At 43.2% G+C, this 23,880-nt stretch carries 26 protein-coding genes, 1 pseudogene and 1 riboswitch; of the genes and pseudogenes, 18 read left to right on the top strand and 9 right to left on the bottom strand.

All coding sequences use genetic code 11. The features are described 5' to 3' along the window. Positions 1–13: 13 nt before the first annotated feature. The 4 genes from ACF3OH_RS12940 to ACF3OH_RS12925 are packed head-to-tail and all read right to left on the bottom strand — an operon-like array spanning position 14 to position 3,232. Positions 14–721, bottom strand: a complete 708-nt coding sequence (locus ACF3OH_RS12940; RefSeq protein WP_392455029.1) for an energy-coupling factor transporter transmembrane component T family protein — start codon at positions 719–721, stop codon at positions 14–16. Next, complete coding sequence (locus tag ACF3OH_RS12935) at positions 684–2,078, bottom strand: ABC transporter ATP-binding protein (RefSeq protein WP_392455028.1); 1,395 nt, start codon at positions 2,076–2,078, stop codon at positions 684–686. The genes ACF3OH_RS12940 and ACF3OH_RS12935 overlap by 38 nt, the downstream gene beginning before the upstream one ends. Then, on the bottom strand, positions 2,071–2,649 hold the full coding sequence (locus ACF3OH_RS12930; protein WP_204589931.1) for an ECF transporter S component: 579 nt from the start codon (positions 2,647–2,649) through the stop codon (positions 2,071–2,073). Before ACF3OH_RS12930 ends, ACF3OH_RS12935 begins: the two co-directional genes overlap by 8 nt. After that, entirely contained in the window at positions 2,639–3,232 is a 594-nt protein-coding gene (locus tag ACF3OH_RS12925) for a YkoF family thiamine/hydroxymethylpyrimidine-binding protein (RefSeq protein WP_392455026.1), read from the bottom strand. The genes ACF3OH_RS12930 and ACF3OH_RS12925 overlap by 11 nt, the downstream gene beginning before the upstream one ends. 84 nt (positions 3,233–3,316) lie before the next feature. Then, positions 3,317–3,422: riboswitch (TPP riboswitch) on the bottom strand. A 227-nt stretch (positions 3,423–3,649) separates the two neighbouring features. On the opposite strand from ACF3OH_RS12925, the gene ACF3OH_RS12920 reads away from it, so the two are divergent. Then, the gene (locus ACF3OH_RS12920) at positions 3,650–4,696 is read left to right on the top strand and encodes a bifunctional glycosyltransferase family 2/GtrA family protein (protein ID WP_204589933.1); all 1,047 of its coding nucleotides are present in this window, start codon (positions 3,650–3,652) and stop codon (positions 4,694–4,696) included. A gap of 38 nt (positions 4,697–4,734) precedes the next feature. Here ACF3OH_RS12920 and ACF3OH_RS12915 read toward each other — a convergent pair whose 3' ends face one another. Together ACF3OH_RS12915 and rpsN are read right to left on the bottom strand one after the other, a co-directional pair. After that, positions 4,735–5,064 carry a hypothetical protein gene (locus ACF3OH_RS12915; protein ID WP_204589934.1) on the bottom strand — a complete coding sequence of 110 codons (330 nt, stop codon included), beginning with the start codon at positions 5,062–5,064 and terminating at the stop codon, positions 4,735–4,737. Positions 5,065–5,072: 8 nt separating this feature from the next. Continuing rightward, positions 5,073–5,342 carry a 30S ribosomal protein S14 gene (rpsN, locus tag ACF3OH_RS12910; protein WP_204589935.1) on the bottom strand — a complete coding sequence of 90 codons (270 nt, stop codon included), beginning with the start codon at positions 5,340–5,342 and terminating at the stop codon, positions 5,073–5,075. A 137-nt stretch (positions 5,343–5,479) separates the two neighbouring features. Here rpsN and ACF3OH_RS12905 point away from each other — a divergent pair, with 137 nt between their 5' ends. Beyond that, complete coding sequence (locus ACF3OH_RS12905; RefSeq protein WP_204589936.1) at positions 5,480–6,406, top strand: GTP-binding protein; 927 nt, start codon at positions 5,480–5,482, stop codon at positions 6,404–6,406. 18 nt (positions 6,407–6,424) lie between these two features. On the opposite strand, the gene ACF3OH_RS12900 is transcribed toward ACF3OH_RS12905, so the two are convergent. Together ACF3OH_RS12900 and ACF3OH_RS12895 are read right to left on the bottom strand one after the other, a co-directional pair. After that, positions 6,425–7,714: an ABC transporter permease gene (locus ACF3OH_RS12900; RefSeq protein ID WP_392455025.1), complete on the bottom strand. Its 1,290-nt coding sequence runs from the start codon at positions 7,712–7,714 to the stop codon at positions 6,425–6,427. Continuing rightward, positions 7,704–8,399, bottom strand: coding sequence for an ABC transporter ATP-binding protein (locus ACF3OH_RS12895; protein ID WP_392455024.1), 696 nt, complete (start codon positions 8,397–8,399; stop codon positions 7,704–7,706). The genes ACF3OH_RS12900 and ACF3OH_RS12895 overlap by 11 nt, the downstream gene beginning before the upstream one ends. Positions 8,400–8,657: 258 nt before the next feature. Between ACF3OH_RS12895 and ACF3OH_RS12890 the strand changes: the two are divergent. The 10 genes and pseudogenes from ACF3OH_RS12890 to arsC all read left to right on the top strand — a co-directional run bounded on the left by ACF3OH_RS12890 (position 8,658) and on the right by arsC (position 17,174). Continuing rightward, positions 8,658–9,953 (top strand): annotated as a pseudogene (locus ACF3OH_RS12890) (DASH family cryptochrome). A gap of 135 nt (positions 9,954–10,088) precedes the next feature. Beyond that, positions 10,089–10,739, top strand: a complete 651-nt coding sequence (locus ACF3OH_RS12885; protein WP_204589941.1) for a class I SAM-dependent methyltransferase — start codon at positions 10,089–10,091, stop codon at positions 10,737–10,739. Beyond that, positions 10,736–11,212 (top strand): S-ribosylhomocysteine lyase, encoded by a 477-nt coding sequence (locus ACF3OH_RS12880; RefSeq protein ID WP_392455021.1) that lies wholly within the window; start codon positions 10,736–10,738, stop codon positions 11,210–11,212. The genes ACF3OH_RS12885 and ACF3OH_RS12880 overlap by 4 nt, the downstream gene beginning before the upstream one ends. After that, on the top strand, positions 11,209–12,147 hold the full coding sequence (locus ACF3OH_RS12875; protein WP_392455020.1) for a PLP-dependent cysteine synthase family protein: 939 nt from the start codon (positions 11,209–11,211) through the stop codon (positions 12,145–12,147). Before ACF3OH_RS12880 ends, ACF3OH_RS12875 begins: the two co-directional genes overlap by 4 nt. Continuing rightward, positions 12,140–13,276 (top strand): bifunctional cystathionine gamma-lyase/homocysteine desulfhydrase, encoded by a 1,137-nt coding sequence (locus ACF3OH_RS12870; RefSeq protein WP_392455019.1) that lies wholly within the window; start codon positions 12,140–12,142, stop codon positions 13,274–13,276. Before ACF3OH_RS12875 ends, ACF3OH_RS12870 begins: the two co-directional genes overlap by 8 nt. A gap of 253 nt (positions 13,277–13,529) precedes the next feature. Beyond that, positions 13,530–13,874: a zinc ribbon domain-containing protein YjdM gene (locus ACF3OH_RS12865; protein ID WP_392455017.1), complete on the top strand. Its 345-nt coding sequence runs from the start codon at positions 13,530–13,532 to the stop codon at positions 13,872–13,874. An 18-nt stretch (positions 13,875–13,892) separates the two neighbouring features. After that, positions 13,893–14,858 carry a Gfo/Idh/MocA family protein gene (locus ACF3OH_RS12860; protein WP_392455016.1) on the top strand — a complete coding sequence of 322 codons (966 nt, stop codon included), beginning with the start codon at positions 13,893–13,895 and terminating at the stop codon, positions 14,856–14,858. 215 nt (positions 14,859–15,073) lie between these two features. Then, entirely contained in the window at positions 15,074–15,424 is a 351-nt protein-coding gene (locus ACF3OH_RS12855) for an ArsR/SmtB family transcription factor (RefSeq protein WP_392455014.1), read from the top strand. Positions 15,425–15,438: 14 nt separating this feature from the next. After that, positions 15,439–16,737 carry an arsenic transporter gene (locus ACF3OH_RS12850; protein WP_392455012.1) on the top strand — a complete coding sequence of 433 codons (1,299 nt, stop codon included), beginning with the start codon at positions 15,439–15,441 and terminating at the stop codon, positions 16,735–16,737. Positions 16,738–16,751: 14 nt separating this feature from the next. Next, positions 16,752–17,174 (top strand): arsenate reductase (thioredoxin), encoded by a 423-nt coding sequence (gene arsC / locus ACF3OH_RS12845; protein ID WP_392455011.1) that lies wholly within the window; start codon positions 16,752–16,754, stop codon positions 17,172–17,174. Between the two features lie 95 nt (positions 17,175–17,269). Here arsC and ACF3OH_RS12840 read toward each other — a convergent pair whose 3' ends face one another. Continuing rightward, positions 17,270–17,812: a recombinase family protein gene (locus ACF3OH_RS12840; RefSeq protein ID WP_392455010.1), complete on the bottom strand. Its 543-nt coding sequence runs from the start codon at positions 17,810–17,812 to the stop codon at positions 17,270–17,272. 107 nt (positions 17,813–17,919) lie between these two features. Here ACF3OH_RS12840 and ACF3OH_RS12835 point away from each other — a divergent pair, with 107 nt between their 5' ends. The 6 genes from ACF3OH_RS12835 (at position 17,920) to ACF3OH_RS12810 (ending at position 23,870) form a co-directional block, all read left to right on the top strand. Continuing rightward, positions 17,920–19,383, top strand: a complete 1,464-nt coding sequence (locus ACF3OH_RS12835; RefSeq protein ID WP_392455009.1) for a SulP family inorganic anion transporter — start codon at positions 17,920–17,922, stop codon at positions 19,381–19,383. 18 nt (positions 19,384–19,401) lie between these two features. Then, a complete protein-coding gene (locus tag ACF3OH_RS12830) occupies positions 19,402–19,818 on the top strand; it encodes a universal stress protein (protein ID WP_392455008.1) in 417 nt (138 codons plus the stop codon). A gap of 113 nt (positions 19,819–19,931) precedes the next feature. Continuing rightward, positions 19,932–20,255, top strand: coding sequence for a PadR family transcriptional regulator (locus ACF3OH_RS12825; RefSeq protein ID WP_392455006.1), 324 nt, complete (start codon positions 19,932–19,934; stop codon positions 20,253–20,255). Between the two features lie 179 nt (positions 20,256–20,434). Further along, complete coding sequence (locus ACF3OH_RS12820) at positions 20,435–21,448, top strand: S66 peptidase family protein (RefSeq protein WP_392455004.1); 1,014 nt, start codon at positions 20,435–20,437, stop codon at positions 21,446–21,448. A gap of 170 nt (positions 21,449–21,618) precedes the next feature. Further along, entirely contained in the window at positions 21,619–22,656 is a 1,038-nt protein-coding gene (locus ACF3OH_RS12815) for a helix-turn-helix transcriptional regulator (RefSeq protein ID WP_204589956.1), read from the top strand. Continuing rightward, positions 22,653–23,870: an MFS transporter gene (locus tag ACF3OH_RS12810; RefSeq protein ID WP_392455001.1), complete on the top strand. Its 1,218-nt coding sequence runs from the start codon at positions 22,653–22,655 to the stop codon at positions 23,868–23,870. The genes ACF3OH_RS12815 and ACF3OH_RS12810 overlap by 4 nt, the downstream gene beginning before the upstream one ends. Positions 23,871–23,880: the final 10 nt, after the last annotated feature.

Genomic DNA, 23,880 nt, shown 5'->3' with positions numbered 1-23,880 from the left:
AGGTCAGGGGAAATCAAAGAGTTGCGCCTACAACTAAACAACTTGTGAAAATCACAATCAGGACCACGGAAAAATAGAAATCAAACCGCTCTAAACGCACTTCATGGAAGTACGTTCGGTCACGTGTGCCTGTAAATCCTCGCGCTTCCATTGCAAACGCTGTTTTCTCCGCTTTTCGAACAGCGCCAGCGAGTAAAGGGATTGCCACACTTGGAAGTGCTCGTAGCTTTGCAAGAGTTGACTTCTGAACTTGTGGCTTGCGAAGTTGCTGCACTTGACGAATCTGGATGAACTCATCTTTTAGAACCGGAAGAAACTGATAACCCACTAGAAGGCTATAGGCAAGCTTTGGAGAAAGCTTCAATTGTTGCATCACACTCATGATGAATTGCATCGGAGACGTCGTCAGAACAAACAAGAGAGATAACGACGAAAAGGCAAATACACGAAAGCTCAGCGATAATGCGGTTTCCAGTCGATCATCAGATGTACCGAAAACGTACGTCGTCCAAAAGTACCCGACCGCTCCAAGTGAGAACGGCAACATGAGTAGCGCCCAACGTTTCCAGTTGATACGGGAGAACAGTAACTGAACTACTAGCACGGCAATAAATACAAAAAGCGGTGTCCATGGGTCAAAATAAAAAGCGAGTGCAAATATAAACACAAATGTCACAAGCATTTTAATGGACGGATTCAAGCGATGAAGCCACGTCGACATCGCGAGCACCTCCTGTCGGTTGGACTAAACGATACGTCCTGAGTAAGCTAGGGTCTGAGAAGACGTTTGCTGGATGGAACGGGCCACTAAGTACACCATCTTTCAATAAGAGCATCGAGTCTGCAATACGCTCTGCAAAATTCATATCGTGTGTAACCACAACAACGGCGGTACCTTCTGCTGCAACTTGAAATAAAGCGTCTTCAAGCTCATGCAGTGCAAACGCATCCTGACCCGCAGTCGGTTCATCAAGAAGCAACACGGGTCGCCCATCGTTCAGCATCGCCGCAATTGCTGTCCTACGTTTTTGTCCCTGACTGACGGCGAAGGGATTAGAATTTGCTACACCTTCTAATAGAAGTTTAGTTAAGAACTCTTCTGTACGAAGACCTCCGCCAAAACTAACTTCCTGTCGAACGGAAGGTGTGATAAATAAAAACTCAGGTGACTGTGGGACATATCCAATCGTTTCATCACTTTGTTGTCTATCTGCTTTTGGAATCAGTCCGGCCAGTGCCTTCAAGAGAGTCGACTTCCCAGCTCCATTCGGTCCGGCAAGTACTGTGATACTTCCCGCTGCTAGCTCTAGCTTTGCTTCATGCAAAATGCCAGGGACGCGCACTTCTGCGCGGAAGTCTTGTTGACTTTTCACTTCTTTAACATAAGCACTTTTTGCTTTCAAAGGAGGCATACTCGTTTCTTCCAACACAAGTGTGTAATCGAAGAAGGATTCCCAAATCGCATCTTGATGGTCGATCACAAGAACTGTCCATCCATTTTTCACTTGTAAGTCAGAAAACCAGGCAACATATTCTCTCGCAGTTACGGGATCTAGATGTGCGAGTGGTTCATCGAGTAATACAATTTTAGGGTTCATCAATAATGCACAGGCAGTAGCGACGCGCTGTTTTTCACCACCAGACAACGTCTGAATAACACGTGTCCGGAACTGAGTGAGACCTGTCTCTTCTAAAATTCGAGTAATCTGCAGATCCATCTCCTCACGTGGTATAGACCGGTTCTCTAAAGTGAACGCGAGTTCTTCTTCAACTGTCGGCATACAAAATTGGCTGTCGGGATCTTGGAAGACGGTGGCAATCGACTGACTGATCTCACCAGGTCGGTACTCATCGTAGGGTTTCCCGAATAGTAGACGCGTCCCATCGACTTCGCCATCACAAGCTTCCGGATACAGCCCGTTCAACAAGAAAAAGAGTGTCGACTTCCCGCAACCACTTGGTCCTTTAATGAGCCATTTTTCTCCTTCAGAAAGTGTTAATGACATATCAGAGAGAACGGGTGTGTCTTCATCAGGATAATGAAATGTTACGTTGTGAAACTCAATCCATTTAGACACGTACATCACGCTTTTGACGTGCAATCGCATAGCCACGGAGTGAACCTGTTGCATACAGTCCGTTTACGATTAAACTTCCACCGTATCCAGCAATCACAGCACCACTTAAGATGCGAATTCCGAGCATCAGTGCTACGTACCATGGAGACAAGGCAGAGAATCCACCAAGAAGATATCCATACGCAAAACTGAAGAGAGAGGCTCCAACACCTGCCATAATCAATACGGGTAAATCAAAACGACGATAACGCGTCGCTGCAAAAGCTGCCTCTGCACCGAGACCTTGCACAAGACCAGCTAAAATCAGACGAGGACCTACAGCATTACCGAGCATGACCTCGATTGCAGCGGCCATTACTTCCGGAACAACAGCAGCCCCTGGTTTGCGAATGATAGCCATTGCGACGATTGAGACTAAGAACCAAACACCGAAAATCCATTCATAGGCAATCGGTCCAATCAGACTCGACCAAATATTCCCGATGTGTAAAAACACTAAATAGATAATCCCGAAAACGACTGCAAGCAGGGACATCAGTACGACTTCTTTCAATTTCCAATTAGCGAGCATGGTCAGGACCTCCGTGAGAAGGACTGTGAATACTCATGTTGATTGTCATGACGACGTGGGGGTGCTCCCCAATTTGCGCCTCTGTGAACGTCTCTTCATAAAACGCAAAAACGTTTTTCAATGAACCGTGGATACCCGTCGCATAATGCATGGACTCGTTATAAACACCACGCTCTTTGGCACGTTCAATCTCTCTATAAATCGTCTCCATATAATCACTTTGGTTGAGCGGATAGAGCGAGAACTGGCTAGAAACGTAGGGGCCTTGAGGAATTTCATTCTTCACTGGATCTTCAATCCCCATATACGAATCCCCCGACGTATCTCCAGGGCAGCCAACAGAAAACGTTGCATTCATGGCTATGTGTTTGCCGTGCGAAGCCGCTTTCTCTGTTAGGGCAGCTAGCGCATTGAAGACATGCGGACCTTCTCCTCGAATGACCGTCGATACGTCATCTGTATGGCGCCATACCGTCGATAGATCGACTTCTGATAAAGCCTCTTTGATAATTGAAATAAACTCTGAATCCATCGGGTGTAGAGAAAAACGACATCCAATGATTTTACTTGTTCCACAGTGCATGGGAACGCCTCCTTAGATTTTATGAGAAAAAGAAAAAAGCTACATCCGCGAAAGATGTAGCCACTGCTTCCCATAAAAATTCAAGAAAGAGTCACTACACTTCCTCACGCAGGTATTATCCTGATCGAGTCATAAGGGATCGGAGCTCAAGCTCTCATCTCAGCCAATTTGGGCACCCCTAGTGCAGGTTGTCGGTATGTAGTTCTTTTTCGCCCTCATCATAGCAGACATAAAAATTCTGTGCAAGTGCAGTAGGAAAAAAAGAAGGATAGTAAAGGGTGAGAAGCGAAGTACTTAGTAATGAAATCGATTGTGGAGTGTATAGGGAAGCATTTACACAAAAATGAACCAATTGCAGTATTAGATTTCTCAAAGGAAGGGTAAAGAAGTGGAGTAGCAGTAGAAAAGAGGTGACCTATGGAACTTGCGATTGTGATTCCTTCGTATAAACCAGATGACAAGTGCCGTGCGGTCATCGATGAACTGATTGCTTCGCAGTTCTCTCGCATTATCGTGGTTGATGATGGGGGAGAAGAGGAGTATGCATCCTTCTTCACAAAATTGAAAACTTTTAAAGAAGTGACGGTCTTGCATCATGCGAAAAATCAAGGCAAAGGACGAGCTTTAAAGACGGCTTTTCATTACATATTGAATGAAGATATTCCAGTAGACGGTGTCATTACAATTGATGCGGACGGTCAACATCTACTATCAGATATGCAAAAAGTCGCTGAACAAATGCGCGAAACACCTGATGCAGTAATACTTGGTGCACGAGACTTCACTCAAAAGGATGTGCCGTTTCGAAGTCGGTTTGGCAATCGATTTACACGTTTGTTGTTTCGATTATCTACAGGGACAGTCTTAACGGATACACAAACGGGGCTTCGTGGGTTGCCGATTCAACATTTACCTTTGATGCTTGAAATCAAAGGAGAGCGATTCGAATACGAGATGAACGTCCTCGGATCTTTGAAGCGAAATGAGATCCCTATTGAGGAAGTGGAGATTGAAACAGTATATTTAGATGAAAATAAATCGTCTCATTTTCATCCATTGCGTGATTCATTTCATATTTATAAAATCTTCTTATTTTATGGGATGTCGGGTGGAGCTTCACTTGCGCTCGACCTCGGTCTTTATTCATTATTTATCTATTTGTGGAAAGAAGACTCGCCTCAGATGTTCATCATCTTTGCGACGATTGCTGCACGTGTTTTATCCAGCCTCTTTAATTATTTTGTAAATCGTCATAAAGTATTCGGTCAAGGATCAAGTAAGTCATTCGTTCGCTATTACTTGCTCGCAGCATTTATTATGGCTGCCTCAGCTGGGTCCGTGCACTTACTTTATACGGAGTGGCTAGGGCGAGGAGAAGTAGTGTTGAAGGTACTAGTAGACAGCGTGCTCTTCATCTTTGGATTTATCGTCCAACGTGCTTGGGTTTTCCGAAAAGAAAATTAAAAATCAGCATCGTCCCTGTCGGGAAGATGCTGATTTTTTTATAGTGTCAATAAGAAAGAATGCGTAGCTGTACCTTGTTCAAGCTTAAACCAGCCAACGCGTTTCATTCGTTCACTAACATTTGTTTGTATCTGACGCTCGCAATGATTCACAATCTCCACAATTTCGAGTCCAGTCATTTTAAAAAGTTGAGCTGCAGCCTCGTAAGGTTCCCGGCTCAGTAAGAGGACTTTAAATTCCTCTTCTGTGGCCGCCCGGTCTGCGAGAGACTCTTCATAATTCACTACATACTCATAAATTTCTCTATGCTTCTCAGGTAACTTTTGGATTTCGGCTTGCGCAGCAAAATGCAGTGCGATTTCATTCATATGATCACCTACCAGCTGGCTTTTTTGACACCTGGAAGTTGTCCTTTATGGGCAAGTTCGCGGAATGCGATACGAGAAAGTTTGAATTTCCGCATGACTCCACGAGGTCTTCCAGTTAATTCACAACGATTCTTTAGACGCGTAGGGGAAGAGTCGCGTGGCAATTTCGCAAGTGCGGCATAATCCCCTTTTTCCTTAAGCTCTTTGCGCTTCTCTGCATAACGCTCCACTAACTCACGTTGTTTTTTATCTCGTGCTACTTTTGATTTCTTAGCCATCTTTAGTATCCTCCTAATGCTTCTGTTTGTCATTCAAAATAAAATAGCCTATCATTAAAACGTAATCATTACGATTTAAGTATAGAATGACTTTATCATGGTTCCCATAAATGTGCAACAGCAAGAGGAGGAATTAGATGCACAAGAAAATACGATTAATTCTTTTGACGGGCTTCTTAGGAAGTGGAAAGTCAACTTGGTTAGCAAAACTTTTGAAAGAGGAGAAGCAAAAAGGAAGTAAAGCGGCAGTCCTAATGAATGAGTTAGGGGACTATTCTGTAGATACGACGCTTGTTGGTGATGACGTACCACTGCAAGAACTATTGAAAGGATGTATTTGCTGTACATTGAAAGATGAGGTGGAGATTCAACTAATCAACTTGGTCATGATGCATGAACCTGATGTGATTTTTATTGAATCAACTGGCGTTGCGCATCCGATGGAAATTATAGATGCCTGCATGTCGCCCTTAATTGTTCAAAAGCTTGATCTAGTTGGAGTGTATCATGCAGTGGATGCAGAGCGGTGGGCGAACCGAGAAAAGCTGCCAAGACCTATTCGTCATCTACTCGAAGATCAAGTCCGATATGCTGATGAGCTTCTCCTGAATAAGATTGACACTGTATCCAAGGAAGAGCGGGAGGCAATTTCACTAGAATTAAGAGCATTGAATCAGACAGCACGTTACTACGAATCCTCATTCGCTGAGATTCTTCATATGCCAGCACCCCGTCGTATGACAGTAGTGGAGGAGAGGATGGATACATTTCATGTTAAAAAAGAGTTGGGAATCAAGTCACTCGCTTATACATTTTCTTCTTCGATATCGCGAAAGGCCTTTGAAGAGTGGCTTAAGAATGTACCAGATTCTGTGTTACGCGTAAAAGGATTTGTTCAATATGAAGATCAAAACGGACCGACTCTTGTTCAAGTAGCTTATGGCGTCGCAAATTATGTAGAACAAGAGATTCGTTTTCCAACAACATTAATTGTTATTGGTCATCACCTCGAAAAACAAGAGATTATCGACAGTTTAGAAATGCTAGAAAGAGCCGCCAGCTAGAACGGCTCTTTTAGATCTTCAGGATTCTTTTAGTGCTTGAATAACATCAATCTGTGTGGCATTACGTGCTGGACGCCAGCCGGACAATACGGCAACACCAATACTGATGAGTGCAGCAACCACTACGAGCTGCCAAGGAATATAAGAAACCGTGATGGTCATGTCGGTTGGCGCTTCTTCTCCAACAGAACTAAATACAATCATCGGAACAATTATGTTCACTAGTAAACTCATCCCATATGAGACAGCGACTGCTATACATGTACCAATCAAACCAATTGCAGTGCTTTCCATAAGGAAGAGGCGCTGGATGAGCCTTGGTTGTGCACCGATAGCTTTCATGATCCCAATTTCACGTGTGCGTTCTGTAACGGCCATTGTCATGGTATTAAAGATTCCGATAGAGGCAATGAGTACAGCAACTGTGCCCACAATAACTAAACCAATCTGAATTACTGTAAACAGCATATTCATTTGACCTAGTTCTTCTGTAACAGAGTAGACGAGGAACCCTTCCCCTTTTAACGATTCTGTTAAGTCCGCTACATGTTGAAAGTCTGTAGCATGAACCGTGATTGATTTATCTGGGGATTCAATACCAAACGCAGTGAGTACTTCCGCGCTTTTTGAGGTATCTGCATAGATTTTGTCATCATACGCCCAATCTTTTCCTGGCTTTTTGGCAATACCAGTAATCGTATAGGTCTGGGTGGAAACGACTTCTTCCGTCTCATAATCTGTGATGTCGATTGAAATCGTCTTACCAATTAGTTCATCTCGAATCGGTTTCGCAAGCTCTTCATGTTTTTCAAGATAATTTTCAGCATTTCCAAGCTCTTCATGTTGTTCATCTGTTAAAAAGTTACCCGCAAAGTGATAGCCGACCACAACTTCTGTGGAGTCATTCGGCATCTCCCCATCAAACAAGGCTAGGTTGGCTGCTTGTTCAGCTTCTAAATCTGTATAAACAAGTTGTCCATAGCCCTCTTTCCCATCTAAATTGACAACAGGTGAACCCGGAACATTAATGCGCTCTACAACTGTTTTGACATTCTCCATCTTCTGAATCGCCGCAAGCTCTTCTGGAGTAACGGTGCCTCCATTTTCTTTGCCAAATAGTTCTACTTCTGTGACGATGCGACTCGACAACACTTCGTCTTGAATTGTTTTATGTAATCCGAAGCCGACAGACGCAATGATAATCAAAAATGCACAGCCCATTGCCGCTGCTAAAATCGTCATGAAGACGCGAAGTTTGTTTCGTTTCATATGTTGCGAGATAAACTCGCGTTGATCTTTAGCTAACATAGGTCAATTCCTCCTGGATTGCGCCGTCATGCATACGGTACTGACGATGTGCAGAACGAGCTACTTCTTCATCGTGTGTAATGATGACAAATGTGATGCCATAGTGGGCATTCAGCAATTGGATAAGCTGTAAAATTTCTTGTTCAGTTTCAGAATCCAAGCTCCCTGTCGGTTCATCGGCCAGTAAGATAGACGGACGACCAATTAGTGCACGGGCGATACTGACGCGTTGTTGCTGACCTCCAGAAAGTTCGTTCGGATAATGGTCACTGACTTCTGTCAATCCAACTTGCTGCAGCAGTTCTTTCACCCGTATTAATCGCTGTTGCTTTGCCACGCCCTGAAGTTTTAGAGGAAGTTCGATGTTTTCGAATGCCGTGAGTCCAGGCATCAATTGAAAGCTTTGAAAAATGAACCCATAATTTTGCAAGCGGAACTTCGCTTTTTCAGCTTCTGTTTTACCGACCAGTTCTTCACCGGTTACTTGAATAGAACCTGACTCTGGGTTCATAAAACCAGCAACCAGATTGAGTAAAGTAGACTTTCCAGAGCCACTCTTGCCTAGAATAGCTACAATCTCACCTTTTTTTATTTCTAAATTGACATCTCGAAGAACTGGAACGCTTTTTTCTTGGCCTTTTTTCCCGATTTTGAATGTATGATTCAAGTCTTGAATCGTAATCATGTAGACACGTCCTTTCTGATATAGTTTCAGTATACGAAGCATTTCTTAGGAAAAAGGTACTGACTTTCTGAAGAAATTCTTAAGATTGGAGGAACTTGGGAGAGTGCACGAAAAAGACCTGCAAAGGGAATAAATTTACTCTGCAGGTCTTTCTTCAACCCTATTTAAGATTTCAACTAATAAATGACATTCTGATATTTCTGTTGTATAATTACTGTATAAAGTTTGTAAAACGTTAACTGGAAGCGAGGGATTGACATGTCTACAACAGTTGTATGGTTTCGTACCGATCTGCGCACATCAGATCATGAACCTTTGATGAAAGCAGTGTCCACAAGACAACCAGTTCGTGCAGTATACTGTCATGAACCACGCTTACAACAAAAAAATGAGTATGGATTTCCAAAACAGCGCTCGTTTCGCGCGGAGTTTATTCGTGAAAGTCTAGATGATTTAAAGAGTCAATTGCAGGAAGCTGGAATTCCTTTGGACGAACTTCATGGTGAAAGTGGAGTAGAGTTGAAGAACTATGCAAAACTTCATCATGTCAATAAGTTGTATTTCCATGACAGCGTAGGTACAGAGGAACGAGAGTCCGAACAACAAGTTCGCGCAGCACTTCCTGACGTTGAAATCGAATCGTTCATTGGTGACCATTTAATCCATCCAGATGACTTACCGTTTGCACTGGAAGAGTTACCAAAAACCTTTAGTCCATTTCGAAAGATGGTCGAGAATCAGCTACAGGTGCATCCGGCATATCCACCGATTGCACATTTCACAAAGCCCGATCACCATTCTAAAGAAAATTGGGTACAGCCTCCTCCAGATGGCTTTAAGGGTGGAACCAAAGCAGGACTCGCTAGACTCCATGACTTTACGTTTGGAACACGTGCGATTGATACGTACAAAGAAACACGCAACGGGTTGATAGCATGGAACGACTCTACAAAGCTATCACCTTATTTAGCACTTGGATGCTTATCACCTCGAATGATCTACTGGCATATCAAGAGGTATGAACGAGAGTATAGCGCTAACCAAAGTACGTACTGGGTCGTGTTTGAATTGCTTTGGCGAGACTACTTCAAACTTGTCCACCGAAAGTTCAAGGAGAAAATCTTCAGTAGCCGAGGATTGAACGGACGTCGAATCTCTACGCGGCGTGATCCCCTTGACTTTGCGAAATGGGCAGAAGGAAGAACAGGAGCTCCATTAGTGGATGCTGCTATGCGCGAACTGAAGGCTACAGGTTTTATGTCGAACCGCTGTCGTCAGAACGCAGCGAGTTATTTGGTCCATGATCTAAATTTAGATTAGCGTTTAGGCGCTGCTTGGTTTGAATCTTGGCTCATTGATTACGATACTGCCAGTAATTATGGCAATTGGATGTATGTCGCAGGTGTTGGAAACGACCCGCGCGTCGGTCGGAAATTCAATGTGACGAAACAGGGGCTTGATTACGATGAAAAAGGGGACTATGCTCGTTTGTGGATTCCGGAGCTTGCGGACAAGGCTGGCGACGAGATTTACAATGGGGCATTTTACTCCTGATAGGAACTCACGAACTTCGCCGTTCGTGAGTTTTTTGTTTTCCATACGTTTCACTTTTAAATTTCAACAATATATGATATAAATATTCATAGTATTCAACTAGGAATAATTATATTTAGGATGGGGAGCACGAACGTGGGGAAAGAATTTTTACACATTTTTGATGAATGGGCTGACCAATACGATGCAAGTGTGAGTGGACAAGATCCACAGTATGCGGATGTATTTTTCCGATATGAAGAAATTTTAGAAGCTGTTGCACAGCGTGTACACGGCACTGTAATTGAATTTGGACCTGGGACAGGCAATTTAACAAAAAGGGTTTTAGAGAAGGGTGTCGAAGTACTACCAGTAGAACCTCATGATAAGATGCGCGCACTCTTTCAAAATCGTTTTCCACAACTTGAAGCGCAAGAGGGAGACCTTTTAGAATTTGTGACTCCCGAAGGCCAAGTAGACGGCTTCATCAGCAGTTACGTGTTTCATCACTTAACGGATGCTGAAAAAGGCGAAGCACTTAAACGCTATGCTGAACTGCTGCCAGTCGGTGGAAAAGTGGTCTTTGCAGACACGGTGTTTTCTTCGGAAGACGCAAAACAAGCGCAGATTTTAAAAGAGAAGGCACGAGGCTATGTAGCGGTTGCTGAAGACTTGGAGCGTGAGTATTACACAACGATTCCAGTGCTCACGAGCTTATTTGAACAAGCGGGCTTTGGCGTGACGTTCACGCAGATGAACGATTACGTTTGGCTCATGGATGCCACTAAAGGAGGAACTACACAATGAAACAAATGAATGTAGAAAGCTTTAATTTAGATCACACGAAAGTCGATGCGCCTTACGTGCGTCTTGCGGGGACAAAGTCAGGTCAAGCAGGCGATACAGTTCTGAAATACGATATTCGTTTCAAACAGCCGAATGAAGAATTCATGGAAATGAAGGGTCTTCACTCTTTAGAGCACTTGATGGCTGAAAATATCCGCAATCATACAGACAAAGTGGTCGACTTAAGTCCGATGGGATGTCAAACAGGATTTTACCTATCTGTAATTAACCATGATAACTATGATGAAGTATTGACGATTCTTGAGAACACACTGGAAGATGTGTTGAAAGCAACGGAAGTACCTGCATGCAACGTCGTTCAGTGCGGCTGGGCAGCGAATCATTCATTAGAAGGCGCGCAAGAGATTGCACGGGACATGTTAGCGAAAAAAGATGCATGGCACATCGTTTTTAAGGATGGCGAAGAGGCATGATTTACACACACGTGCACCAATTGATTGGGAATACACCGCTCTTTGAGATTTCTCAAATTGCCGTTCCCAACAACTGTCGCATCGTGGCAAAGCTGGAATATATGAATCCGGGAGGCAGTGTCAAGGACCGTCTTGGCATTGCCTTATTGCGTGATGCGGAACAACGTGGAAAGTTAACACCTGGTGGAACGGTTATCGAACCGACAGCAGGAAACACAGGGATTGGGTTGGCACTTGCGGCAATCGGAAGAGGATTTCGTGTCATCTGTGTCGTTCCTGAAAAATTCAGCATTGAAAAGCAAAAATTGATGAAGGCACTTGGGGCCGAACTTGTAAACACACCGACTTCAGAAGGAATGAAAGGCGCTATTGCCAAAGCACATGCGCTGGCGTCAGAAATTCCAGGGAGTTTTGTGCCAGGACAGTTCGAAAATCCAGCAAACCCAGCAGCATATATCGATACAATGGGGCCAGAAATTTATGAGGCACTTGATGGTAAAATCGACGCGTTTGTAGCTGGTGGTGGGTCAGGTGGAACCTTTATGGGCGTTGCCACTTACTTGAAGCAGCAAGATTCGGCGATTCGCACGGTGATTGTCGAGCCAGAGGGTTCCATATTGAACGGCGGAAAAAGTGGTCCCCATGACACAGAAGGTATTGGCATGGAATTTTTGCCACCTTTCATGAAAGAAGAGTATATGGAAGGCATTTATACCATCACGGACAAGGAAGCATTCTACTGGATGCGTGAACTGGCAAAGCAAGAAGGATTGCTTGTGGGATCTTCAGCAGGAGCTGCGTTTGCGGCAGCTTTAAAAGAAGCTGAAACACTTCCTGAAGGCAGTGTGATTGCGACCGTGTTTGCCGATTCGAGTGAGAGGTATTTAAGCAAGGATGTATACGAACTATGGAAAGAGGAGGATTCACATGCGTGAAAAAACGAAGTTGATCCATGCAGGAATCGTAGGAGACGCTACGACTGGAGCGGTTTCCACACCAATTTATCAAGTGAGCACGTATAAGCAAGAAGCAGTTGGCAAGTTCAATGGCTATGAGTATTCACGAACAGGCAACCCGACGCGCCATGCTTTAGAAGAGTTAATCAAAGATTTAGAGAGCGGACACGCAGGATTTGCATTTGGTTCAGGGATGGCAGCCATCACATCGGTGATGATGTTGTTCTCATCAGGTGATCATATCGTGGCAACAGATGATGTGTACGGTGGGACTTACCGCGTGTTGACGAAAGTGTTGAACCGCTTTGGTTTAGATGTAACCTTTGTGGATACATCTTCTTTGGAAGAAGTGGAAGCAGCCATCAAGCCGAATACAAAAGCTTTATTCATCGAGACACCGACGAATCCGTTATTGAAAGTTTCTGATGTGCGTGCGTTGACAGAACTTGCGAAATCAAAAGATTTAGTGACGATTGTCGACAATACATTTATGACACCTTACTTGCAGAAGCCGCTCGAACTTGGAGCAGACATTGTATTGCATAGCGCGACAAAGTATCTCGGCGGTCACAGTGATGTCGTCGCAGGATTAGTCGTTGTAAATACACCAGAGCTTGCACAAGATATGCATTTCGTACAAAACTCGGTTGGTGCTATTTTGGGGCCACAAGATTCTTGGTTATTGATTCGCGGAATCAAGACACTAGGTCTACGTATGGAAGAACACATCACGAGCGCTCAAAAAATCGCAGAGTACCTTGATGCGCACGAAAAAGTAGGCAAAGTCTATTATCCTGGCTTAGCAGCTCATCCGGGTCGCGAGACGATGGCCGGACAATCACGTGGTTTTGGCGGCATGATTTCGTTTGATGTCGGCTCTGCTGAAAAAGCAGATGAAGTGTTAGCAAAACTCCGCTATTTCACGTTAGCAGAGAGCCTTGGCGCAGTAGAGAGTTTGATTTCTGTTCCAGCTCGCATGACCCACGCGTCGATTCCAGCAGAACGTCGCGCGGAACTTGGAATTGTCGACGGACTGGTTCGTATCAGTGTCGGAATTGAAGACGTTGAGGACCTTTTAGAAGATTTAGAGCAAGCTTTACAAGCATAAAAGACGAATTGGGCCGCTTTTGCGGCTCTTTTTTTGTGGGTGGGGGGTTACGCAGACATTGAAATGGGTTATGCGGACATTGAAATGGGTTATGCGGACATTGAATCCATGTTAGCGGACATTGAGCCAGAGTGTCGGACATTGAATCCGTGTTAGCGGACATTGAAACTGTTTATGCGGACATTGACATCTCCCCGGCCGCGACTCGGTGTGCTACACTTAGTAAAACGAAATAAAAAGGAGTCTACACATCATGACAACGCATCTTCCTGCCTGTCCCCAGTGCCAATCACCCTATACATATGAAGATGGGGACTTACTTGTCTGCCCAGAATGTGCGCATGAGTGGTCAGCTACTCAAACGACTGAGGACACTGAAACATCCATCATCGCAAAAGACGCGAACGGAAATTTGTTAACAGATGGAGACGCTGTGACCGTCATCAAAGATCTGAAAGTAAAAGGAAGCTCGTCCACTTTAAAGCAAGGGACCAAGGTTAAATCCATTCGATTAGTGGAAGGGGATCACAACATCGACTGTAAAATTGATGGCTTTGGAGCAATGAAATTAAAATCTGAATTCGTGAAGAAACTTTAGGAAGGGGAACGATTCTCTATGACAAAGCAACTAAAGATTGGCGTCATCGGAACAGGGATGATGGCAGAGCGTATGATGAACAGTTTTATGAATCATCCTCGTTTACAAATAAACGGTATATGTGATGTAAATAAAGAACGCGTTCAATTTTTAGCAGAAAACTTCCAAACAACAGCCTATACTTCGCATCAAGAGCTGTTAGACACCGAAGAACTCGATATCGTGTATGTGGCAGTTCCTCCAAAGTGGCATCATGAAGTAGCAACTGCTGTACTTCAAAAAGGATTACATATTTTATGTGAAAAGCCGCTTGCCAATTCTGTAGAGGAAGCAGCGGACCTATTGAAACTCGCGCAACAAAAAGGCGTCGTGAATGCGATGAACTTCCCACTGAATTATGAAGAGGGGACACGTCAATTTGAAAAATTGATGCATGAAAACTACGTAGGGAAATTACGCCGCGTAGAGCTTCGCATGGAATTTCCGAATTGGCCGCGTCCTCGTCAGCAAAATAGTTGGATCAGCACACGTGAGCAAGGTGGATTTGTCTTTGAAGTTGCAGGTCACCTCGTTCAACAGATTTTGCGTACATTTGGACCTATCACAGAGGTTACGTCCGATTTAGAACTTCCCGAAGATCCCACTCTATCCGAAACAGGGATTGTCGCGACGATGCAACTGGTTTCTGGAGCAAAAATCTACTTTAACGGGATTGCGGGAACAGCCGGCGCATATAGCCAAGACATCGAGTTATCTGCGTACGGCACAGAAGGGACTGTAAAACTCTCGAACTATTCCAACCTCACAGTGGGTAAAATCGGTGAAGACATAACATCGTATCCACTTGAAGACAACGTTCGTGCAGATGAACTTCTAGATGCATTTGTAGCAGCGGTAGACGGCCAACCAGCCGAGCTCTACGATTTCCAAGTAGGATGCGATGTGCAAGTGGTATTAGAGAAATTACGTAAAGTAAAGAACTAAACAAAAGGTCGCTCACTACTCCACAGTGGGCGACTTTTTTATAGAATAGTGACGCATTTTGTCACATTTCCTTCTTATATATATAAAACGTAAATTTGGGACTTGATAATTTCATATAATAAGAGCATTATGATAGGGAATCAATCACTATTAAAATAAGTGTTGACTAATATAAGTATGCGATTATATAATTTCTTTAGATGGAGGTTTTACCTATGCAAACAATTCACCATCAGTTATCGATTGACCATATGTCCCAACTTCTAAAACTGATCAGCGATCCAACTCGCCTTACGATGTTAAAGGTTATGCAGACAGCACAATGTTGTGTGTGTGAGTTCGTGGAAATGTTCGACATCAGCCAACCGGCCATTAGTCAACATTTGAAAAAGTTAAAAGATGGAGGGCTCGTTCACGAGAAGCGAAACGGCCACTGGATTTTCTATTCTCTTAATCCAGACTATCCTCATGCAGAGATGCTTGAAACTGTATTAGACGCAGTATCTAGCCAATCCGCTCGCCTCGATGAACTAACGAAAAAAGGGTTACGCGTTAGCTGTAATTAGAGAGGAGCCTATCCGTGTTTTTAGCCATTGCTGCAGCGCTCATCTTCTTGGTGACGCTGCTTTTTGTTATTTGGCAACCAAAAGGGTTGTCCATCGGGTGGTCCGCAACTGTTGGAGCCATCCTTGCTTTACTTGTTGGAGTCGTTGATTTTGGCGATGTCCAAGATGTAACTTCTATTGTATGGAATGCAACACTTACCTTTGTTGCATTAATTTTGATTTCGCTCATTCTAGATGAAATCGGATTCTTTGAATGGGCAGCGTTACATATGGCCCGCATAGCAGGCGGAAATGGTCTGCGTATGTTCATTTATGTAATTCTTCTTGGTGCCGTTGTTGCAGCGTTATTTGCGAATGATGGGGCAGCGCTTATTTTGACTCCAATTGTTCTTGCGATGGTCCGAAATTTGAAATTTGAAGAAAAGATGATCTTTCCATTTATTATGGCAAGTGGATTTATTGCAGATACGACATCACTACCACTCGTCATCAGTAACTTGGTAAACATTGTATCAGCAGATTTCTTTGGCATTGGTTTTATTGAATACGCAAGCCGCATGATTGTTCCGAACTTTTTCTCATTGGGTGCGAGTATTCTCGTACTGTACTTGTTCTTCCGAAAAGATTTGCCAAAGAACTACAATATGTCAGATCTCAAACAACCAGTTGAGGCTATCAAAGATCACCGCATGTTTCGCATCTCATGGGTAGTGCTTGCCGTATTACTTGTTGGATACTTTGCTAGTGAGCCATTACACATTCCTGTTTCGTTTGTAGCAGGAACTATAGCTATAGTTTTCTTGATCCTGGCGCGCCGCAGTCCAGCAGTTCATACAAAAGCTGTTATTAAAGGTGCACCATGGGCTATCGTATTCTTCTCGATCGGAATGTATGTAGTTGTCTATGGTCTACGTAATGCAGGATTAACGGCTGTTTTGACGGATGTGATTCAGTGGACAGCTGACCAAGGACTATTTGCTGCGACAATCGGAATGGGCTTCATCGCTGCGATTTTATCGTCTGTTATGAACAACATGCCAACTGTAATGATTAATGCACTCGCGATCGCAGACACGAACACAACTGGAATTGTGCGCGAAGCATTGATCTACGCAAATGTGATTGGTTCGGATTTAGGACCAAAAATCACACCAATCGGTTCTCTTGCGACATTATTGTGGTTGCACGTGTTGAGCTTGAAAGGTGTCAAAATCTCTTGGGGTACTTACTTTAAAGTCGGAATCATTCTAACGATTCCAACGCTATTCATAACACTAGTTGGACTTTATATTTGGTTACTAATCATCTACTAAGAGGAGTGTTCAAGATGGAAAAGAAAATCATCTACTTTTTATGTACAGGAAATTCATGCCGCAGCCAGATGGCCGACGGTTGGGCAAAGAAGTATTTAGATAGCAGTGAATGGGAAGTATACAGCGCAGGAATAGAAGCACATGGTGTGAATCCTAAGGCAATCAAAGCAATGGAAGAGGTGGGCGTCGATATTTCGACACACACTTCTGATATCATTGACCCAGATTTGTTGAACCGTGCAACAATTGCTGTTACACTATGCGGGGACGCAGCAGATAAGTGCCCGATGACTCCACCATCTGTTCGCCGTGAGCACTGGGGATTCCCAGATCCTGCGAAAGCGACAGGGACGGACGAAGAAGTATGGGCCGTTTTCCAAGATGTGCGTGACGCGATTGGCGAGCGCATTGAAGAATTTGCGAAAACAGGAAACTAAACAGTAGCCGAGAGAGTTCTCTCGGCTTTCCATGTCAATATCGCTGAAACTGTTTTAGAAGGATAAGCAAAAGAGAGGCCGCGGCCTCTCTTTTTTTAATAGTCTTCATTCAAATAACGGTACAGTGTAGATTTACTGATATTGGTCATTTCTTTGATTTGCTTAAGTGTGTACTCACCACTTGTGTAAAGTTCAATTGCTCGGTTCACATTGGCGTCTTTTTTTCGTGGCCGACCCGTGGCAACTCCTCGCTCCTTTGCTTCTTCCATCGCAGCCTTTGTCATGAGGCTGGTAGATTCTGTTTGGAAGAGAGCAAGCAAGTGAACGATATCGCTGAATGAGTGGATAAGCGGTCGGTCGATTTGGATACTTTCCGTTACAAAGTGAAGAGACACTTTTTTCTTTGTAAACGTTTCAAGTAATGCACGCAATTGGTTTAGAGATTGTGCGAATGTTGTCAACGAGCTTGTATAGACCTGATCTCCTTCTTCTAAAAGGTCGATCATCTCTGCGAGTTGATCGTTTAGACGATACGATTCTTCTGTGAAGAGCTGGTCAATTTGGATAGTTGAAAGTAGAGCTACTTGTTGAGAAGTGTCTTTTTCACCGGGAAGTGAACGAATATAGCCGTATTTCATAGGAGTCATCCTTTCAGAGAGGAAATCAATTGGTTCAAAAGGGTTCCTTTTTGGAACTCGAAATGCTACACTAATTCAATCATTTGAAACATGAAGAGGTGTAGTACGTGATAGCGAAACTTAAACAAGAATGGTTCGGAAATGTCCGAGCCGATATATTAGCTGGAATCGTCGTGGCGTTGGCCCTCATTCCAGAAGCAATAGCGTTCTCAATTATTGCAGGCGTTGACCCGATGGTTGGGCTTTACGCATCTTTTAGTATAGCAGTGATTATCGCATTTGTCGGGGGCAGACCGGGAATGATTTCAGCTGCGACTGGTGCAATGGCGCTATTGATGGTACCACTAGTTCGCGACTATGGATTAGATTATTTATTAGCAGCGACGATTTTAACAGGTATCATACAGATTCTATTTGGTGTCTTTAAAGTGGCGAAGGTGATGCGTTTTGTCCCACGTGCGGTGATGATTGGATTTGTGAATGCATTAGCCATCTTAATATTTATGGCACAAGTGCCACACTTTTTAGGGATTAGCACAATGACATACGTATTTGTGGCTATTACTTTAGCAATCGTATACATCTTGCCGCGCTTCTTTACAGCGATTCCCGCACCGCTGATTGCTATTGTGGCTTTGACTGCACTGGTGATTTTCTCTGGTATCGAGCTTCGAACAGTTGGGGATCTTGGAAACATTTCTCAAACACTTCCGAGCTTCTTTATTCCAGACGTTCCATATACATTTGAGACACTTCAAATCATTTTTCCGTATGCACTCGCACTTTCAATAGTTGGATTGTTAGAGTCTCTATTAACTGCTCAAATTGTTGATGATATGACAGATACGGGAAGCGATAAAAATAAAGAGTCCCGTGGACAAGGAATTGCCAACTTCGTGACAGGTTTCTTTGGGGGTATGGCGGGCTGTGCTATGATCGGCCAATCCGTTATAAACGTAAAAAGTGGAGGGCGCGGCCGGCTTTCGACATTTGTTGCTGGAGCACTTTTGATGTTCTTGATTATCGTAGTAGGAGATCTTGTCGTGCAGATTCCTATGCCAGTGCTTGTTGGAATCATGATTATGGTATCGATTGGTACATTTGATTGGGGTTCCTTCAAATATCTGAAAAAAGCACCACGTACAGATGCGATTGTTATGGTTGCGACAGTAGGGATTGTCGTGATTACACATGATTTATCAAAAGGTGTTTTCGCAGGGGTACTCTTAAGTGCCATCTTTTTCGTGGCGAAGATCTCGAAGTTACAAGTTGAGAAAGCATTATCAGGAGAAGACATTCACAATTCAGTTCGAGGTCAGTTATTTTTTGCATCTGTTGAAGATTTTGTAGCAGGGATTGATTTGACGGAACGCGAAAGAACTATCTACATTGATTTCACGGAATCCCATGTATGGGATGATTCAGCAGTTGGTGCAATCGATAAAGTAGTGATGAAGCTTCGTCAGAATCAAAATGAAGTTGTGTTAAAAGGATTAAATGCTTCAAGTCGGAAGATAGTAGAGAAACTTGCGATTTATGACCAAGCGAGTGCTAAGTTGTCGACACATTAATCAAAGGAGATGTCGCATATGTATAAACATATTGTTTTAGCAGCTGATGGTTCGGAGAATTCTGTTCGTGCTGCGCAACATGCATTACTGATGGCTAGGCAAGGGGCAGAATTAATCGAAGTGGTAGTGGTAGCTGACTTTGCAAAAGCGAAGCAAGATGTTTTGCACGCAGAAAGTCGAGAGTCCCTTGATTATAAGAGACGCCAAAAGATGCGTGTGATTGAAGAATTATTGCAACGTGAAAAGATAGTGTATGAGGTGAAAGTCTTACATGGTGATCCTGGTCCAACACTTGTCGACTATGCAAATAGCCAAAATGTTGATTTGGTCATAATCGGTAGTAGAGGCCTAAACTCCCTACAAGAAATGGTATTAGGTAGTGTGAGTCATAAAGTTGTGAAACGTGTAAAGGCGCCAGTTTTGGTTGTGAAATAATGAGCAAGAGTCCACAAATAATTTGTGGGCTTTTTTATTTACAAAAAAAGGTTGCCTCACTATGTCGCGTCGTGATATAGTCGAGCTACGACATAGTGAAGGTAGGCAATAAAATGGATAAACGGGTGAAACGATACTTACCTATGACAGAGTCAGCATTTTATATCTTGCTTGCTTTGACAGAACCTCGGCATGGTTACGGGATCATCAAACAAGTAGAAGAGATGACTTCTGGGCGCCTCAAGCTCGGGTCCGGAACGATTTACGGGACGCTGACAAAGATGCAGGATGACGACATGATTACAGTGTATGCGGACGAAAAGCGCAAAACGATTTATGAAGTGACGGATATCGGCAAGCAGATTTTGCAATTGGAGTTCGACCGATTGGATGAACTCCATGCCAACAAAAAGCGGTATAAGGGGGATTTCGCATGAAAGACGATTTTGCTGTTTGGACTATCACCAGAGATTTTTACACTTCCAAGTGATGGAGATGGGTCGCTCACATTTTTACATGTGGTGCTGCAGATAGTAATTGCTTTTTGGGTACTGCTGCTCTTTAAATTTGTAAGAAGTTACTTTCATTATCGCAAGACATTGAAGGAGGAATTCGAGTGATCAAGTATCCAAATTTAGTCGATCACGCCACAATCGGTGTGACTTCGCCATCATCTGGAGTTGAAAAAGAGCTTCACCATCTGATCCATTCCGCAAAAGAACGTTTTGAGAGAGAAGGGCACGTGCTTGTAACGGGAGACACGGCTTGGACGCAAGACAAAGCAAAATCTGCACCTGCTAGAGAGCGTGCTGCGGAATTCACGTCGATGATGCAAAATCCTGAGATTGATATGATTTTACCGCCATGGGGAGGCGAGCTACTCATTGAGATTCTTGAGCACATTGATTTTGATGCCCTGCCTGCAAAATGGGTTCTTGGATATTCGGACACGAGTCTCTTGTTGTTTGCGATAACTTTGAAAACAGGTATTGCGACTGCACATGGAGTGAATCTTGTTGATTTACGAGGAGAGTATTCAGATGAAACGACAGCTATGTGGAAGAAAGTATTGATGACAAGGCAAGGAGAGACGGTGGAGCAACATTCGTCTGAGAACTATCAGTTGAAGTGGGATCATGCCAATCCAACGCCTTGTATTTATGACTTAACTGAGCCAACTAAGTGGAAGACGACTTCAGACGAAGCCGTTCATATTAAAGGGCGCTTATTGGGCGGCTGTATCGATATTATTCGCAATATCGTCGGAACTCCATTTGGAGACGTTGCTAATTTCCGAGATAAATTTTTGAATGATGAGCCAATCATTTGGTATTTTGAGAATTGCGATATGGAAACGACGGATCTTCGGCGTGCATTGGTACAAATGAAGCTTGCAGGTTGGTTTGATAATACATCGGGAGTTTTGTTTGGAAGAAGTCCTGCAAATGGACCTGTTGAGAACTATACTGTGGGAGATGTGTATCAGGAACTAGCTCAAGAATTGCAAGTACCAGTGGTCTACGATATCGATTGTGGGCATGTTCCTCCTCAGATGACATTGATCAACGGGGCGCATGCAGTAGTGCACGTGGCTGAGGGTAAAGGAACTGTGGTGCAGACGTTTAAGTAAATGATTCAGTTAGACCGAGTGAAAGAGTAGAGTGCCATGAGCGAAATCGCTCATGGTTTTTGTTTGTTAAAAGACAAGTTGTTAAAGTCATTCTATATTTATAGAATTATTAATTCTAAATAAATAGAATTTATGATAAAGTTACTATACAACATTCAAGGAGTGGTTTTGTGGAAATCCTTCATACAACAAGTCGTAAACGCCAAACGTATCAAGTCCAGCTTGAGCATTCTATGTTATGGGAGAATGCACTGGCTATTGCTGCAATTACAAATCCCCGATTACTAGAGACACTGGATGAATCCTCAATCTATTGGAATACGGAAATATTTTCGACCGAGTTACAAGCTCAATTGGATTATGTAGAAAAGCACAATACGTGGAAAGCAATCCTGCAACTGCTTCACAAAAAACCATTTGAGAACCATGAAGAATTTCAAACATACATAGAAGAATTATCAGAGATGGAAATTAGGTTTAGTTGTATACCTTTTATTGGAGGAGAGTTTCAGCAGATTCGCACTAATGCTGCTATAGGAGATATAGAAGCACAAAGAGATCTTCAAGAAGAGACTAAGGATAACCCATTCTTTCCGGATTACATTCACTACATTTGTACAGTTGAAATACAGGAGTTGAAAGAACATCTATGTGCAGTGATGGCTCTATGGAACGAAGAGGTTATACGGCATAATTATGCAAAAATCTCATCTGTTTTAAATCGCGATTATGAAGATAAGAAGAATATTTTAGCAAACCTTCACCCTGAGGAATTCGTTCGTTGGGTAACTGGAGGGATTGAGTATAGTCCTGAACCAAGTGTCCATCATGTCCTGCTGATTCCACAAATCAGTTATCGACCATGGAATATAGTGGCTGATTTAGAAGACACGAAAGTTTTTTATTATCCTGTCGCAAATGAGAGTATTACTCCAGAAGACCGTTTCACCCCAGATCAGTTTTTGGTCCTCCGCTACAAAGCACTGGGAGATGAAGTTCGACTCAAGTTGGTAAAAATGCTTGTAGAAAAGGAACAGACATTGCAGGAATTGACGGAACGATTAGATGTCGGGAAATCCACTATTCACCATCACTTGAAAATTCTTCGATCTGCACGGCTTGTGGAGGTGAATGCCTCAACGTATCGCATTAAACAAGATGCATTAAATGTCTTACAGTCAGAACTGATAAGGTTTCTTGAGAGATGACAACTAAATCCTCACTCTTCAAAAACCGCTCATTTCTCTCTGTCTGGTCCGGCAATGCTGCTTCTGAACTCGGCGGGGCATTCGGCACCTTTTGTAATTCAATTCTTGTCTTTCAATTGACTGGTTCGGGACTGGCACTAGGAAGTATGTGGATCTTGTATTATGTCCCGTCACTACTTTTACAATTTGTAATCGGTCCTTTCATCGATCGATGGAGTCGCAAGAGAATTATGATTTTTAGCCAACTTGTTCGTGGAACTGTATTTCTTGTACCACTCTTCTTATTGTATATAAATGAACTAGAAGTTTGGCACGTCTATGCAGTTCAGCTTGTAATTGGTTTGATTACGCCTCTTTATGTACCAGCAAATCAAGCGATTACTCCAACTTTGGTTAAAGAAGGGGAACTACATCAGGCAAATGCCTATTTAGATGGGACTGCCAGACTAATGTCTTTCCTAGCTCCAGTGCTTGCGGGCGTAGTGATCGAATTCACGAGTGTCCAAGTTACTTTATATTTCGTGAGTGGTTTACTTCTCTCTAGTGGTTTATTATTATTACTGGTAGAAGAGCGAAAACAAGTAGGCGCGATACGAGCTTCTTGGTGGTCGGAGATGAAAGTAGGGTACCGGATGTTCTTTCAAAATCCTGTCCTTCTCTGGCTAGGTGTTTTCTTAGGGTTTGTACAATTTGGGGTGGGTGTCACACTCATTACCACACTTCCATACATTACAACGGAGCTGAATGGTTCGTACGCAGACTATGGATACTTTATGGCTGGTTTCCCTGTTGGTTATATTTTGGGTGCTGTTTTAGTGCCGAAGATTAAAATGAAGGGGTTAGGTTTGATGATAGGCTCTCTTTTCATTGGGGGCCTTACCTTCATAGCACTCTATTTTATTGATTGGCTACCTCTTGCAATTCTGACAGAAGTAGTTGGAGGAGTGGCGATGGCTGTGTTTAGTATTCAAAATCTAACTTTATTCCAAAAATCTATTTCAAATTCTATGCTAGGAAAAGTGGCATCTGTTCGCTTGTTGCTTATACGAACCTTTATGCTTGCAGGTATCGTGGTTGGAGGTTTGCTAAGTGAACTCTGGGGCATTCGTCCGCTCTATCTTTTGATAGGTATAGTGATATGTATAGTTTCAGTTTGTGGAACTGTGTTACCGTACTTTAAGTTTTTACGCAATTTTAAAGCTGTTGACGTATAGAAACTTAATC

This window comes from Chryseomicrobium aureum, from assembly GCF_043182735.1.
GTDB lineage: Bacteria > Bacillota > Bacilli > Bacillales_A > Planococcaceae > Chryseomicrobium > Chryseomicrobium aureum.
Note: the sequence above shows the minus strand (reverse complement) of the source record. Positions and strands in the feature narration are given on the sequence as shown.